Source organism: Roseovarius ramblicola, assembly GCF_042430665.1.
GTDB classification, from domain to species: domain Bacteria; phylum Pseudomonadota; class Alphaproteobacteria; order Rhodobacterales; family Rhodobacteraceae; genus Roseovarius; species Roseovarius ramblicola.
Genome location: NZ_JBHMEC010000002.1, coordinates 153,132 through 168,812 on the forward strand (window position 1 = coordinate 153,132; position 15,681 = coordinate 168,812).

The window sequence follows — 15,681 nt, forward strand, 5'->3', positions numbered from 1 at the left end:
CTCGCGCGGCGGCGCACAAGTGCGCCTTGATTCCGCGCGGAGTGAGGGGCCAGCCCCTCACGCTCCCCGGAGTATTTTTGCCAAAAAGAAACAGGGGCTTGGGTGATGGCTAAGGAACGCCTCTACCTCTACGACACCACCTTGCGGGATGGGCAGCAGACGCAGGGCGTCAGCTTTTCCACGCCTGAGAAAATCCAGATAGCTGAGGCGCTGGACCGTCTTGGCGTCGATTATATCGAGGGTGGCTGGCCCGGCGCGAACCCCACCGACAGCGCCTTTTTCGATGCCGTGCCGCAGACGCGCGCCACGCTCACCGCATTCGGCATGACCAAGCGGGCCGGGCGCTCGGCGGAGAACGATGACGTTCTGGCGGCGGTGATGAATGCCGGGACCAAGGCGGTCTGCATCGTCGGCAAGACCCATGATTTCCACGTCAGCGCGGCGCTTGGCATCACGCTGGAGGAAAACGTCGAAAACATCGCCCGCTCCGTCGCGCATCTGGTCGGGCAGGGGCGCGAGGCGCTGTTCGATGCCGAGCATTTCTTTGACGGCTACTGTGCGAATCCCGATTACGCGCTGGCGTGCCTGCGCGCGGCTTATGAGGGGGGCGCGCGGTGGATCGTCCTGTGCGACACCAATGGCGGCACCCTGCCCACCGAGATTGGGCGCATCGTGGGCGAGGTGATCGCGGCGGGTATCCCCGGCGACCGGCTGGGCATCCACACCCATGACGACACCGAAAATGCCGTGGCGGGCAGTCTGGCAGCCGTCGATGCGGGCGCGCGGCAGGTGCAGGGCACGCTGAACGGGCTGGGCGAGCGCTGTGGCAATGCCAACCTGACCACGCTCATTCCGACGCTGATGCTCAAGCCGCCCTATGCCGAGGCTTATGAGATCGGGGTGAGCCGCGAAGGGCTCAGGAGCCTCACGGCGGTGAGCCGACAACTGGACGAGATCCTCAACCGTGTGCCGCTGCGGCAGGCGGCTTATGTGGGGGCCTCGGCCTTTGCCCACAAGGCCGGGCTGCATGCGAGCGCGATCCTGAAAGACCCCAGCACCTATGAGCATATCGACCCCGAAACGGTGGGCAATGCGCGGATCATCCCGATGTCCAACCAGGCCGGGCAATCGAACCTGCGGCGTCGTCTGGCCGAGGCGGGGATCGAGGTGGCGCCGGGTGATCCGGCGCTGGCGCGGCTGCTGGAGGTGATCAAGGAGCGCGAGGATCAGGGCTATACCTATGACAGCGCGCAGGCCAGTTTCGAGATCCTCGCGCGCAAGGAACTGGGGCAGATGCCACAATTCTTCGAGGTCAAGCGCTACAAGGTGACGGTCGAGCGGCGCAAGAACAAGTATGATCGCATGGTGAGCCTGTCGGAGGCCGTCGTGGTGGTGAAGGTGGGCGACGAGAAGAAGCTGTCGGTGTCGGAGTCGATGGACGATCAGGGCCATGACCGCGGCCCGGTCAATGCGTTGGCGCGGGCGCTGGCCAAGGATCTCGGGCCCTATCAGGACCAGATCGCCGACATGCATCTGGTGGATTTCAAGGTGCGCATCACCCAAGGCGGCACCGAGGCGGTGACGCGGGTGATCATCGACAGTCAGGACAGTGCCGGGCGGCGCTGGTCCACGGTGGGGGTCAGCCCGAACATCGTTGATGCCAGCTTTGAGGCGCTGCTCGATGCGATCAACTGGAAGCTGGTGCATGAGGGGGCGGTGTGAGCCAGGGGTTCGACGCCGATCTCATCGCCTGTGCGGAGATCGTGCGCCGCGCCGATGCGGCACGGTTTCAGGCGGCGATGGCGGCCCCGGTGGCGGCGCGGCCGGTCTTGTTTCCGATCTATGCCTTCAACGTCGAGGTGGCGCGCGCGCCTTGGGTCACATCCGAGCCGATGATCGCCGAGATGCGTCTGCAATGGTGGGCCGACGCGCTGGAAGAGATCCGCGCGGGCGGCGTGGTGCGGCGGCACGAGGTGGTCACGCCGCTGGCGCGGGTGCTGGATGCCGGGGCGGCCGGGTTGCTGAGTGATCTGATCGAGGCGCGGCGGTGGGATGTCGAGCGCGATCCGTTCGAGGACGAGGCGGAGTTCACCCGCTATATCGAGACCACCTCGGGCAACCTGATCCGGGCGGCGGTGCGGGCGCTTGGCCCCGCCGAGGCGGACGTGCTGCGCAACGCGGGGTTTGCCCTCGGCCTTGCCAACTGGTTTCGGGCGGTCCCGGCGCTGGAGGCGGCGGGGCGCAAGCCCTTGCCGGACGGTCGGCCGGATGCGGTGCGCGCTCTGGCGCGTGAAGGGCTAAGTCGGCTGGCTAAGGCGCGGGCCGGGCGCGGGGGCGTGTCGCGTGCGGCGGCACCGGCGCTCTTGCCACTGTGGGAGGCCGGGCCTGTCCTTCGTGCGGCGGCGCGTCATCCGGGGTCTGTGGCCGACGGCACGCTCGATCCGGCCCCGGCGCGCAGCCGGTTCACGCTGATGCTGCGGGCGATGTCGGGGTGCTGGTAGGGCACTCAGCCGACAAGGCTGCGCACCTGTGCAAGCATCGCGGGGATCGACGGGCTGTCGCGATTGGTGCGGGTCATGACCAGAATGCCGATCATCAGCCCCTGCAAGACCTTGGCGGTCTCGCCCGCGTCCGGCGGCGGGCTGTCACCTTGTGAAAGGCAGGCGGCGAAGAACGCCTCGACCTCGGCCATGCTGCTTTCGACGATCGTGGCGATCTCGGGGTCATGCGGCGCGCGTTCCATCGCGGACTGGATCATCAGACAGCCGCCGGGCATCTGCGCGTCGCCGCGTGCCACCGTCTCGAATACGGCGAGGATGGACTCTTTTCCAGGGCCGTCCTGACGGAATTGATCGAGCAGACCGCTGCGATAGGTGTCATCGTAGTGCCGCAGTGCGCGCAGGAAGAGGGCGCGCTTGTTGCCGAAGCCTGCATAGAGGCTGCCGCGGTTGAGGCCGGTGGCGGCGACAAGGCCGGCCATTGACGTGCCATGGTAGCCATCGCTCCAGAACGCGTGCATCGCCGCCTCGAGCACCTCGGCCTCGTCATATGTCTTTTCCCAGGGCATGGACGCTCCGACAGGCTGGTTGGGTTCCGCAACGGCGCGCCGTACCGGACCCAAGGCCCGTAGCGTACGCCATCCCCGACACCCCGAACAAGGCTGAGTAATGGGCCTTGCACGGGATGCCGGGTAGGGTGCGGGCCGCCCGCGTCATGCTGGAAATGGCGGGGCGGCCCGATGGTCCCCTGATGGTCCCTTGTGAGTGATGGCATCTCAGCGCCTCCCGATGAAGCCGGGTTTGGAACGAACGGTCAAATGACAAAACCGTGTACGCCGCGTGAGTCGCCTATGGCGTGTGGTCCGGGAGTGGCGGCAATCCCGGCGTGCCCGCGGCCTCGGGATGCGCCGCGACGTGCCGCGTCTTGATCCCGGTCGAGGTCTCGCGGCTTCCGTCATGGCTCCAGCCCGGGGGCATGAGGCAGTAATTGAGCCGCTCGCGCCATGTCAGCCCCGGCTGCGTGGCATCGCGGTAAATGCCCACCCATTCGTGAAAGGCGACGCGGATCGGGTTGAAGGTACCGAGATTGCGGACGAGGCCGTAATCGGGCTTTTCCTCGTCGAGTTCCGGGACGAACGTCCCGAACATCTTGTCCCAGATGATGAATACGCCCGCGTAATTGCAATCGAGATAGCGCGGGTTGCGCCCGTGATGCACACGGTGATGCGAGGGCGTGTTCATCACCGCCTCGAACCAGCGGGGCATCTTGCCGATCGCCTCGGTATGGATCCAGAACTGGTAGATCAGGTTGAGCCCGCCGACAAACAGCACCATCGCCGGGTGAAAGCCCAGCAGGATCAGCGGCGCGCGCACCACCATCATGAAGGTGAAGGTGCCGGTCCAGGTCTGGCGCAGCGCCGTGGTCAGATTGTAATGCTGCGAGGAGTGGTGATTGACATGGGATGCCCAGACCCACCGGATGCGGTGCCCGAAGCGATGCACCCAGTAATAGCGCAGATCGTCCAGCACGAAGCACAGCGCGATGATGCCGACGGAGGTGCCCAGATCGAGCGGCGTGATCTCCCACAAAACCATGAAGAACCCGTAGGCGACAAAGCCCAGCAGGATACCCGAGGCCACGTTGCCCGCCCCCATGATGAGCGAGGTGAGCGCATCGCGCGTCTCATACCGCCCGCCGCGCCCCTTGATGACGATCCACAGCAGTTCGGCGAGGATGGCGGCGATGAAGAGCGGCACCGCCCAGTTCACCACGTCGGGAAAGGGGGGCGTGTCGGTCATGCGGTCTCCTTAAGGGCGTCTTGCCAGCGGGCGGATTCGTCCGCGTGGAGCGCAAGATGAATACGCGGGGCGGTGTAATCGGGCAGGTCGATGCGCAATCCGGTCTTCGTGGTGTGCAGCCGCGCGCCGTCGAGGTAACGCGCGGTGGTATCCGCCCCCATCGGCCAGACCACGCCGCGCCCGGTCTCCGTCTCGATCAGGGCGGCGGAGCGGTCGTGGCAGAGGGTGACATGCACCGGCGCATCGCCCGGAAACTCGCGCAGCCAGGCCGCGCGGGCCGCGGCCTTGTCGGCAAGTGTCGCCCGGCGCGACAGGCCGAGCAGATGCAGCAGCACCGCGATGCAAGCGATGCCCAGCACGACCATCGGCAACAGGATGCTCAGCGGCATGGTTCCCCTCTCTCGGCGCGAATTTAGCCAAAGCGCGGGTATGTTTGTCAAAGGGGGCGTTGCGTCACTCCATGTCGCCGACCTTCGCGCCAGACCAGAAGACCGGCCCCGCAGAGCACGACTGCGGCGCCGGTGACGGAAACCGCATCCGGCCAGACCCCGAAGATCACCCCGTCATAGAGCGCGGCAAAGACCAGCGCGGTGTAGAAGAACGGCGCCACGTAACTGGCGTCGCCCCGTGCCACGGCATTGACGAAACAGGCCTGCGCCAGCGCCATCAGCAGGCCGATGCCGATCAGCGCCGCCCATTGCGCGGGCGTTGGGGTGGCCCAGACCCAGATCACGGCAAGGGTCGCGATGCTCAGACCGATAGCGTTGTTGATCAGCAGGATCTGCCACGGTCCCTCGCGTCCCGAGAGCCGTTTGATAAAAATGAGTTCGGCCCCGAGGCACATCGCCGCGCCGAGCGCCAGAAGCGCGCCGGGGGAGATCGCGCCGCTGCCCGGTCGCATCAGGATCGCGGCGCCCGCAAGGCCGATGGCGGCGGCGCACCAGCGGATCGGGCCGACCTTCTCGCCCAGGAGCGGGATGGCGAGCATCATTCCGAAAACCGGGTTGAGAAAGCTGATCGCGGTGGCGTCCGACAGCGGGATGAAGGCGGCGGCGGCGAACATCAGCGTGACTCCGGCCCAGCCGAAGCCGGAGCGCTTGGCGTGGGTTGCCAGATCGGGGCGGGTGAGGTGCGGGCGGATCAGCGCCGTCATCGCGCCGATGGCCAGAAAGGCGAAGAGAAACCGGCCGTGGCTGACCTGCAGCGCATGCAGCGGCGGGCCGAGCGCGTCGGTCCCGAGCGCCTTGGCCAGCAACGTCGTGCCCGCCAGCAATGCGGCGGCCAGAAGGGTGAGCCCGGCGGCAAGCCCGGGATTGGGGGCGCGGGGTGTGAACATGCGCGCAGCCTTGCCGCGCCGCGCACCCGGCTGCAAGCGGTAACAGCCTGACACCCGCCGACAAATCCGCGTGTGCCACGGGCGGAAAACGACGCCATGTCGTGACCGGTCGCGCCCCGCCGCGCAATGTCGTGCAGCGAGGATATGAATCAATCCAAGACCCCGCCCATGCATGACCGCCGCATTCCCGAATGGCTCCGCCACGCCCCCACCCCCTCGGTCCGGGGCTTTGCCCTCCTGGCGGGCACCGAGGCGATGGCACGCGGCATTCTGATCTCGGTCATGCCGCTGGAGATGTATCGCGCGCTGCGCGATGCGGCGCTGGTGTCGGAGGTGTATTTCCTCGTCGGGGTGCTGTCGCTGGCGACCGGGTTGATGGTGCCCTTTGCCACCCGTTACCTGCCGCGCCGCTGGATCTACGTGATGGGCTGCGCGATGTTCGCGGGCGGCGCGGGGATGGGCGCGCAGGGCGGGGCGCTCGACATGATTGCGGCGCTGTCGCTGATGACGGCGGCGACGGTCATGGTCTTTGTCTGCTTCAACGCCTATGTGCTCGATTTCATCGCCAAGTCCGATCTGGGCCGCTGCGAGACGTCGCGCATGTTCTACAGTGCGGCGGGCTGGACGGCGGGGCCTTGGCTCGGCGTCGCCCTTCTCGGGCTTTGGAGACCGCTGCCCTTCCTGATCGCCGGGGTGGCGGCCTTCGCGATGATGGCGCTCTTTCTCTACATGCGGCTTGGCAATGGGCGGCTGATCACCCGCGCGCGGGCCCCGGCCCCCAATCCGCTGGCGTGGCTGCCGCGGTTCTTCGCGCAGCCGCGGCTGGTGGCGGGCTGGGTTTTCGCGGTGATCCGCTCCTGCGGCTGGTGGGCCTACGTGGTCTATCTGCCGATCTTCGCGGTGCAGCAGGGCTTGGGCGAGGATCTGGGCGGCATGCTGCTTTCGGCCTCGAACGGGATGCTGTTCGTGACACCGCTGATGCTGCGCTGGATGCAGCGCCGCTCGATCCGGCGGGCGGTGCGGGTAGGGTTTGCGGCCTCGGGGCTGCTCTTTCTGATAGGTGCTGTGGCGAGCGGCTGGCCCTGGGCAACGGTCGCGGGGCTGGCGCTAGCGTCGGTGTTTCTGGTGCTGCTCGATGTGTCGGCGGGGCTGCCCTTCCTGATGGCGGTGAAGCCGTCGGAGCGCACGGAGATGTCGGCGATCTATGCCAGTTTCCGCGATGTGTCGGGGATCATGACACCGGGGGCGGCGTGGCTGGTGCTGCTGGTGGCCCCTTTGCCGGGGATATTCGCATTGGCCGGTATGGGCCTTCTCGGCTGCTGGCATCTCGCGCGGCACCTGCATCCGAGGCTGGGGGCGGCGCGCGTTGCGGTGGTACCTGCCGCACCCCGCGATATTCCGCTTTCCCTGACGCGCGAAACCGGCTAAGACGCCGCTCATGATCACGAGCGCGACACATACTCCGACCCGACGCCGACGCACCCGCGCCTGACGTCCCGTCCCCTCGTGATCCCGGCGCGTCCGCGCCAAGCCCCCCCCAATAGATTGACTTGGCCCCGCCCTTGCGGCACTCAAAGGGCCTGTTTCTTACAAGGACCATGCCATGATCCCGTCGATCCTGCCGACCTACAACCGCGCGCCGCTCTCTTTCGTGAAGGGCGAGGGTGCCTGGCTGATCGAGGCCGACGGGCGCCGATTTCTCGATCTGGGCGCGGGGATCGCGGTCAATGCCATGGGGCACGCGCATCCCGATCTGGTCGCGGCGCTGACCGAGCAGGCGGGCAAGCTGTGGCATACCTCGAACCTCTACCAGATCCCGGCGCAGCAGGAGCTGGCCGACCGGCTGGTCGAGGCGACATTTGCCGACACGGTGTTTTTTACCAATTCCGGCACCGAATCCTGCGAGCTGGCGGTCAAGATGGCGCGCAAGTTCTTCTACGATGCAGGCCAGCCGGAGCGGACCGATATCATCGCCTTCGAGGGCGCGTTTCATGGCCGCTCCTCGGCGGGCATCGCCGCCGCTGGATCGGAGAAGATGACCAAGGGCTTCGGGCCGCTTTTGCCCGGGTTCAAGCATGTGCCCTGGGGCGACCACGAGGCGTTCCATGCCGCGATCGACGACAATACCGCCGCCATCCTGATCGAGCCGGTGCAGGGCGAGGGCGGTATCCGACCGTTGCCCGATCAATGCCTCAAGGGGCTGCGCGACCTCTGCGACGCGCGCGGCATCCTGCTCATCCTCGACGAGGTGCAATGCGGGGTGGGGCGCACCGGGCGGCTCTTTGCCCATGAATGGGCCGGCGTGACCCCGGATATCATGATGGTCGCCAAGGGCATCGGCGGGGGCTTCCCCTTGGGCGCGGTGCTGGCCACGGAGCGCGCTGCCTCGGGGATGGGCGCGGGCACGCATGGCTCCACCTATGGCGGCAACCCTCTGGGCTGTGCCGTTGGTTGTGCGGTAATGGCGCATGTCGCCACGCCCGAATTCCTCGCCGAGGTCAACCGCAAGGCGGGGCTGATGCGGCAACGTCTCGAGGGACTGGTGGCCGCACACCCGGATGTCTTTACCGGCGTGCGAGGCTCGGGCCTGATGCTGGGGCTGGCCTGCAAGGCGGTCAACACGGATGTGGTCAAGGCGGGCTATGACGCGCTGGTCGTCACCGTGCCCGCCGCCGACAACGTGATCCGCCTGCTGCCGCCGCTTACCATCACCGACGACGAGATCGCCGACGCGGTCGCCCGCCTCGACGCCGCCGCCGTCGCATTGGAAACCGCCTGATCTTCTTCCTGGCCGAAATACTCCGGGGGTGTGGGGGCTGGCCCCCGCATATACCTCGATTGCAAAAGCGAACGACGACATGACCCATTTTCTCGACATTCACAAAACCGACGCTGCCGACCTGCGGGCGATCATTGATCAGGCGCGCGACATGAAAGAGGCGCGCGGCGGGTGCCCGCGCGGCATGCCCGACGCCGAACAGCCGCTCGCCGGGCGCATGGTGGCGCTGATCTTCGAAAAGCCCTCGACGCGCACGCGGGTGTCGTTCGACGTCGGCGTGCGGCAGATGGGCGGGCAGACCATGGTGCTGTCGGGGGCCGACATGCAGCTTGGCCATGGCGAGACGATCGCCGACACCGCCCGCGTCATGAGCCGCTATGTCGATCTCATCATGATCCGCACCTTCGATGAATCGGTGCTTCTGGAAATGGCCGAGCATGCCGACGTGCCGGTCGTGAACGGGCTCACCGACCGCACCCATCCGTGCCAGATCATGGCCGATATCCTTACCTATGAGGAGCATCGCGGGCCGATCACCGGCCGACAGGTGGTGTGGTCGGGCGATGGCAACAACGTCTGCGCCTCGTTCCTGCATGCCGCGGCGCAGTTCGGGTTCGACCTGACCTTCACCGGCCCGATGCAGCTCGACCCCGAGCCTGAATTCATCGGGCTGGCGCGCAAGGCAGGGCGCAACGTGACCATCGAGCGCGACCCGGCGAAGGCGGTGGCGGGGGCCGATCTGGTGGTGACCGATACCTGGGTGTCGATGCACGACAGCCAATCCACAAAGGAACGTCGCCACAACATGTTGCGTCCCTACCAGGTCAATGCCGAGCTGATGGCGCAGGCGAAACCGGACGCGCTGTTCATGCATTGCCTGCCCGCACATCGCGGCGAGGAGGTGACATCGGAGGTCATGGACGGGCCCAACTCGGTGATCTTCGACGAGGCCGGGAACCGGCTGCACGCGCAGAAGGCGATCCTGCGGCACTGTCTCGGGGTGTGACGCGCGCGCTTGTGTTTTCTTGTTTCTGGGCATAGAGTTACGCCATTCCGTTGGCGGTGCCGGGGGGCGAATGGGCAAGGCGCAGATCGGCATATACGGGCTTGGCACGATGGGCAGCGCGCTGGCGCTCAACATCGCCGGACACGGCTTTGACGTGGCGGTGACCAATCGCGAGGCCGAGTGGATCGCGCCCTTCACCGACGCGGCGGGCGCGTTGGCGGCGCGGCTGCATCCCCATGAAAACCTTGCCGATTTCGTGGCCGCGCTGGAGCGTCCCCGCGTCGTCCTCTTCATGATCCCCTCGGGTGCGCCGATGGATGCGATGCTGGCCGAGATCGCGCCGCTGCTGGCACCCGGCGACATCGTGATCGACGCTGGCAACGCCGATTTCCACGACACGAGGAGGCGGGCGCAGGACCTGTCGGTATCGCGTCGGTATTACGTCGGTCTCGGTGTCTCGGGCGGCGAGGCGGGCGCGCGGCACGGTCCGTCGATGATGGTGGGCGGCCCGTCCGAGGCATGGGCGCGGATCGCGCCCGTCCTGACCGCCATAGCGGCGCGCCACGAGGGCAGCCCCTGTGTGGCGCATCTGGGCCCCGATGGCGCCGGGCATTTCGTCAAGACCGTGCATAACGGCATCGAGTATGCCGACATGCAGATCATCGCGGAAATCTATGGGCTCTTGCGCGGCGGCGCGGCGCTGTCGCCGCCGGAGATCGGCGCGCTGTTCGCGGAGTGGAACGCCGGGCCGCTGCGCTCTTTCCTCGTGGAGGTCACCGCCGAGGTGCTGGCCGCGCGCGACCCCGAGACCGGGCACCCGGTGGTCGATGTCATCAAGGACACGGCGGCGCAGAAGGGCACCGGGCGCCGGACGGTGATCGAGGCCCTGCGGCTGGGACAGTCGGCGAGCGCGATCGAGGCGGCGGTGGGCGCGCGGAGCTGGTCCTCGGAAAAGGAGGTGCGGCAGGCCGCCGAGGCGGTGCTGGGCGGGGCCGTTGGCGCGATCCGGGCCACGCCGGAGACGCTTGCCGAGGCGTTCCTGGCCGCCCGCCTGCTGGCCTATGCGCAGGGGTTCCGGGTGATCGCGGCGGCGTCGGAGGCGTATGGCTGGGCGCTGGATCCCGAGGTGATCGCGCGGATATGGCGGGCGGGCTGCATCATACGGGCCGATGTGCTCGACGATATCGCCGATGCCTTTGCGAGCGGCGCGCCGGAGGGCGAACTGATCCTCGCGCCCGGCTTTGCCGAGCGGCTGGTGCGGCATCTGCCGGCACTGCGGCAGGTGGTGGCCGAGGCGGTCCACGCGGGCCACCCGGTGCCCGCGCTGTCGGCGGCTCTGGCATGGTATGACACGATGCGCCACGGGCACGGCACCGCCGGGCTGATACAGGCGCAGCGCGACCGGTTCGGGCATCACGGGTTCGAGCGGCTGGGGCGGGCGGGGCGCCATCACGGGCCGTGGCGGGGATGACGCGGGTGGATGCAGCCCTGCCCGAATACCGTGCAGGACAAAAAAAGGCCGAGCACTAAGCTCGGCCAAAGTCCAACAGGGAGGTATGAGGGTAACAGGCTGTCGCCAGGCACCGTCATGCTTGGCACATAATGACGGCATCCCGCCCGATCAAGACCAATAATGCCGCAGGTGCAGCATGGCCGGTATGATAAAATTGCATATCTGGTCGATGATCTGCCTGCCGACTGTGCGACGTGATCGAAATCCGATCACGCGGAGGCCGCAGCGCCCGCCCGCGCGGGGGATCACTCGCGCAGGCTGCGGCGATAGGCGACGATTTCCTGCTGCACGAAATCGCGGAACGCCGAGACGCGCTTGGACTGGCGCAACTCCTCGGGGTAGGCGAGGAACACCGGCACCACGGTCGAGGCGAAATCGGGCAACACGCGCACGAGCTGCGGGAAATCGTGGATCAGGTAATCGGGCAGCACGCCGATCCCGAGACCGTGGAGCACGCCCTGAAGCACGCCGAAATAGTTGTTCACCGTCAGCAGCGACGAGATGTCGTTGGTCATCAGCTCGTTGACCAGCGTGGCGGCGGCCCCGACCTGCGCGGAGCGCGGATTCTGGCAGATCAGACGGTGACCGGACAGCGCCGCCGGGCTTTCGGGCATGCCGCGCGCCGCGACATAGCCTTCCGAGGCGTAGAGGCACATGTGCACCGTCATCAGCCGCTTGCGGATCAGGTCGGCCTGGCTTGGTTCCTTCATGCGGATGGCGATATCGGCCTCGCGCATCGGCAGGTCGAGCACGCGCTCCTCGAGCATCAGGTCGATCTTGAGATCGGGGTATTTCTCGTAGAGCTTGGGCAGGCGCGGGGCGAGCCACAGCGTGCCGAAGCCGGTGGTGGTGGTCACGCGCAATTCGCCGAACACCTCTTCCTCGCTGTCGCGGATGCGCGCGGTCGCGGCCTCGAGCCGCTTCATCATGGCGCGGGTGGCGTCGAACAGCAATTCGCCCTGTTCGGTGAGAATCAGCCCCCGCGCGTGGCGGTGGAACAGCGTTGCGGAGAGCGAGTCCTCCAGCGAGCGCACCTGGCGCGAGACCGCCGACTGGGACAGGTGCAGCATGTCACCGGCATGGGTGAGGCTCCCGGCATCGGCCACCGCGTGAAATATTCTGAGCTTGTCCCAGTCCATTGCGCCCAATTCCGAAAAGTATCAGCACTCGTGACGTAATAGCAGAAAATCCCGATACGGCGATAGCAAGAGCACGATCATTTTACGAAATTCCGCTTTATAGGTCACAAATTATGACCTATTATTATCCTATGTTGAGACTTAACTCTCAAAAGGGAGGCGCGACATGACTGTGCAGAAGGTATCGCTTGAGGACCGCTTCGATCTGGAGACATCGCCGGTCCTGCTCAACGGCACGCAGGCGCTGGTGCGGCTGATGCTGATGCAGAAGGCGCGCGACCGCGCGGCGGGGCTGAACACTGCCGGGTATGTCACCGGCTATCGCGGTTCGCCGCTGGGCGCGGTGGACATGCAGATGACCCGCGCCGAGAAGGTGCTGCGCGGCGCCGACATCCGCTTTCAGGCCGGGCTCAACGAGGATCTCGCCGCCACCGCGCTGTGGGGCACGCAGCAGGCGGAATTGCGCGGCGAGGGGAAATACGACGGGGTGTTTGGCCTGTGGTACGGCAAGGGCCCCGGCGTGGACCGCTCGGGCGACGTGATGCGCCATGCCAACATGGCGGGGACCTCCGCGCATGGCGGTGTGCTGATGGCGATGGGCGACGACCATACCGGCGAATCCTCGACCGTGCTGCATCAGAGCGAATGGGCGCTGGTGGATGCCTATATGCCGGTGGTCAGCCCCGCGGGCGTGCAGGAAATCATCGATTACGGCCTCTATGGCTATGCGCTGAGCCGGTTTGCCGGGGTCTGGGTGGGCCTCAAGACCATGAAGGACACGGTCGAGGCGACGGCGGTGGTCGATGGCCGCCCCGACCGGGTGCAGTTGGTGACGCCGGAGTTTCCGATGCCCGAGGGCGGGCTGAACATCCGGCTGATCGACACGCCGCATGCGCAAGAGGCGAGGATGATCGACTACAAGCGCTTTGCCGCCGAGGCGTTTTCCCGCGCCAATGGCATGGACAAGCGGATGTGGGGCAAGCCGGGTGCCAGGATAGGTTTTGTCGCGGCGGGCAAGAACTGGCTCGATCTGGTGCATGCGCTGGAATTGCTGGGGATTGATGCGGACGAGGCCGAGCGGCTGGGCATCACCACCTACAAGGTGGGGCAGGTGTTTCCGCTGGATATGCAGGGGTTTCACGACTGGGCCGAGGGGCTCGACCTGATCGTGGTGGTCGAGGAAAAGCGCAAGCTGATCGAGGTGCAGATCAAGGAGGCGATATTCGACGACCGGCGCGGGCGGCGCGTCTATGGCTGGTACAAGGGCGGCGCGGGCGGCATGCACCGCGACGAACTGTTCCCGACGACCGGCGCGCTCGATCCGATCTGGATCGCCGAGAAACTGGGCGACATCCTGATCGAGGAGGGGCGCGGCACCGACCGGGTCAAGGCGGGGCTGGCATCGCTGAGCGAGGCGCGCGCCGGCGACAATGCCGAGGAGATCGCGACGCGGCTGCCGTATTTCTGCGCCGGGTGTCCGCATAATTCGTCAACGAAGCTGCCCGAGGGCAGCCGCGCCTATGCCGGGATCGGCTGTCACTACATGGTGCAGTGGATGGACCGCGAGACGACGGGCTTTACCCATATGGGCGGCGAGGGGGCGAACTGGATCGGGGAGGCGCCGTTTTCGACGCGGGGCCACGTTTTCCAGAACCTCGGCGACGGCACCTATAACCATTCCGGGGTGCAGGCGATTCGCGCGGCGCTCGCCGCTGGCACGACGATGACCTACAAGATCCTCTACAACGACGCGGTGGCGATGACCGGCGGGCAGGGCAACGATGGCGGGCTCGACGCGCCGCAGATCGCCGCAGAGTTGCGCGCGATGGGGGTCAGGCATCTGGCGGTCGTTTATGACGACAAGGAGGATGTTGATCCCAAGGCGTTCCCGCAGGATATCGAATTCGCGGAACGATCCGATCTGATGGCCGTGCAGGAGCGGCTGGCAAAGGTCGAGGGGGTGAGCGTCATCCTCTACATCCAGACCTGCGCCGCCGAGAAGCGCCGCCGCCGCAAGCGCGGCAATTTCCCCGACCCGGACCGGCGCGTGTTCATCAACACCGATGTGTGCGAGGGTTGCGGCGATTGCGGGGCGCAGTCGAACTGCGTGGCGATCGTGCCGGTCGAGACCGAACTGGGGCGCAAGCGGGCCATCGACCAGTCGAGTTGCAACAAGGATTTCTCGTGCCTCAAGGGCTTCTGTCCCTCGTTCGTCACGCTGGAAGGGGCAAAGCCGCGCAAGGAGAGCACCGCCGATCTGAGTCTGCCCGAGATGCCCGCCCCCACGCTGCCCGCAATCGACGGCACGCATAACGTCGTCATCACCGGCGTGGGCGGCACCGGGGTCGTCACCGTCGGCGCGATCCTCGCGCAGGCGGCGCAGATCGACGGCAAGGGCGCGGGCATGATGGAGATGGCGGGCCTCGCGCAAAAGGGGGGTGCCGTGCATATCCATTGCCGCATCGCCGAGACGCCGGGCGATATCAGCGCCATCCGCGTGGCCACTGGCGAGGCGCACGCGCTCATCGGGGGCGATCTGGTGGTGAGTGCCGGGGCCAAGACGCTGGGCCTGACGCGCCCGGGGCGCACCGGCGCGGTGGTCAACAGCCACGAGATCGTGACCGGCGATTTCACCCGGCAGCCCGAGTTCCGCCTGCCTGCCGACCGGCTGCGACTGTCGCTGGAGGCGCGGCTGCGCGATGATGTGCAGCTCTTCGACGCCACGGATCTGGCCAAGGCGGCGATGGGCGATTCGATCTATTCCAACATGATGGTGTTCGGTGCGGCGTGGCAGCGCGGGCTGATCCCGCTGAGCCATGAGGCCATCGCCGAGGCGATCCGCCTCAACGGCGCGGCTGTGGAGGCCAACCTGCGCGCCTTCGAGGTGGGCCGCTGGGCGGCGCATGACCCGGCGGCGGCGGCGCGGCTGGTGACGCCCTCGGTGGTGGAGAAGCCCCGCAGCCTGGAGGAAAAGATTGCCTATCGCGCCGATCACCTGACCGCCTATCAGGGCAAGCGGCTGGCGAAACGCTACCGCAAGCTGGTGGACGGGATCGCCGACGACGGCGTGAAAGAGGCCGTCGCAAAGGGCTATCACAAGCTGCTGTCCTACAAGGACGAGTACGAGGTCGCGCGGCTGCACCTGGAGACGGCTACGAGGGCGCGCGCCGAGTTCGGCGGCGATTTCAGGATGAAGGTGCACCTCGCGCCGCCGATCATGGCGAAAACCGGCCCCGACGGGCGCCCGCAAAAGCGCGAGTTCGGGCCGTGGATTCTGCGCGCGTTCCGCGTGCTGGCCCCGTTGAAGCGGCTTCGCGGCACGCAGCTCGATCCGTTCGGACACAGCGCGGAGCGGAAGATGGAGCGCGCCCTCATCCGGCAGTACGAGGCCGACATGGCGGAGGTGCTGCCCAGGCTCGACGCGGACACCCGCGACGCGATCATCGCGCTGGCGGAGTTGCCGCTGTCGATCCGCGGTTTCGGCCCGGTGAAGGCGGCCAACGCCGCCAAGGCCGAAAAGCGGCGCGAGGAGGTGCTGGCCGCGATCCGCGCGGGCGGCGGCGATCTGGCGCGGGCGGCGGAGTGAGCGTCATGAAACCGTCATGTGATC

Annotated in this window: 12 protein-coding genes; 7 read left to right on the plus strand and 5 right to left on the minus strand. The window is 67.0% G+C overall.

Annotation, left to right across the window (positions count from 1 at the left end; genetic code table 11):
• Positions 1-105: 105 nt before the first annotated feature.
• On the plus strand, positions 106-1,722 hold the full coding sequence (gene cimA / locus ACFFU4_RS01330) for a citramalate synthase (protein ID WP_377066261.1): 1,617 nt from the start codon (positions 106-108) through the stop codon (positions 1,720-1,722).
• Positions 1,719-2,501 carry a squalene/phytoene synthase family protein gene (locus ACFFU4_RS01335; protein WP_377066263.1) on the plus strand — a complete coding sequence of 261 codons (783 nt, stop codon included), beginning with the start codon at positions 1,719-1,721 and terminating at the stop codon, positions 2,499-2,501. The genes cimA and ACFFU4_RS01335 overlap by 4 nt, the downstream gene beginning before the upstream one ends.
• A gap of 5 nt (positions 2,502-2,506) precedes the next feature.
• On the opposite strand, the gene ACFFU4_RS01340 is transcribed toward ACFFU4_RS01335, so the two are convergent.
• From ACFFU4_RS01340 to ACFFU4_RS01355, 4 genes are all read right to left on the minus strand, one after another.
• Positions 2,507-3,067, minus strand: a complete 561-nt coding sequence (locus ACFFU4_RS01340; RefSeq protein ID WP_377066265.1) for a TetR/AcrR family transcriptional regulator — start codon at positions 3,065-3,067, stop codon at positions 2,507-2,509.
• A 280-nt stretch (positions 3,068-3,347) separates the two neighbouring features.
• Entirely contained in the window at positions 3,348-4,298 is a 951-nt protein-coding gene (locus ACFFU4_RS01345; RefSeq protein ID WP_377066267.1) for a sterol desaturase family protein, read from the minus strand.
• The gene (locus ACFFU4_RS01350; protein WP_377066269.1) at positions 4,295-4,687 is read right to left on the minus strand and encodes a hypothetical protein; all 393 of its coding nucleotides are present in this window, start codon (positions 4,685-4,687) and stop codon (positions 4,295-4,297) included. The genes ACFFU4_RS01345 and ACFFU4_RS01350 overlap by 4 nt, the downstream gene beginning before the upstream one ends.
• Positions 4,688-4,734: 47 nt before the next feature.
• Positions 4,735-5,634 (minus strand): DMT family transporter, encoded by a 900-nt coding sequence (locus ACFFU4_RS01355; protein ID WP_377066271.1) that lies wholly within the window; start codon positions 5,632-5,634, stop codon positions 4,735-4,737.
• A gap of 168 nt (positions 5,635-5,802) precedes the next feature.
• Here ACFFU4_RS01355 and ACFFU4_RS01360 point away from each other — a divergent pair, with 168 nt between their 5' ends.
• The 4 genes from ACFFU4_RS01360 to gnd all read left to right on the plus strand — a co-directional run bounded on the left by ACFFU4_RS01360 (position 5,803) and on the right by gnd (position 10,890).
• Positions 5,803-7,062: an MFS transporter gene (locus ACFFU4_RS01360; protein ID WP_377066273.1), complete on the plus strand. Its 1,260-nt coding sequence runs from the start codon at positions 5,803-5,805 to the stop codon at positions 7,060-7,062.
• Positions 7,063-7,237: 175 nt separating this feature from the next.
• The gene (locus ACFFU4_RS01365; RefSeq protein ID WP_377066275.1) at positions 7,238-8,413 is read left to right on the plus strand and encodes an aspartate aminotransferase family protein; all 1,176 of its coding nucleotides are present in this window, start codon (positions 7,238-7,240) and stop codon (positions 8,411-8,413) included.
• Positions 8,414-8,492: 79 nt separating this feature from the next.
• Complete coding sequence (argF, locus tag ACFFU4_RS01370; protein ID WP_377066277.1) at positions 8,493-9,419, plus strand: ornithine carbamoyltransferase; 927 nt, start codon at positions 8,493-8,495, stop codon at positions 9,417-9,419.
• A gap of 70 nt (positions 9,420-9,489) precedes the next feature.
• Positions 9,490-10,890 (plus strand): NADP-dependent phosphogluconate dehydrogenase, encoded by a 1,401-nt coding sequence (gene gnd / locus ACFFU4_RS01375; RefSeq protein WP_377066279.1) that lies wholly within the window; start codon positions 9,490-9,492, stop codon positions 10,888-10,890.
• A gap of 287 nt (positions 10,891-11,177) precedes the next feature.
• On the opposite strand, the gene ACFFU4_RS01380 is transcribed toward gnd, so the two are convergent.
• Entirely contained in the window at positions 11,178-12,071 is an 894-nt protein-coding gene (locus tag ACFFU4_RS01380) for a LysR family transcriptional regulator (protein ID WP_377066281.1), read from the minus strand.
• A 166-nt stretch (positions 12,072-12,237) separates the two neighbouring features.
• Between ACFFU4_RS01380 and ACFFU4_RS01385 the strand changes: the two genes are divergently transcribed.
• Complete coding sequence (locus tag ACFFU4_RS01385; protein WP_377066283.1) at positions 12,238-15,657, plus strand: indolepyruvate ferredoxin oxidoreductase family protein; 3,420 nt, start codon at positions 12,238-12,240, stop codon at positions 15,655-15,657.
• Positions 15,658-15,681: the final 24 nt, after the last annotated feature.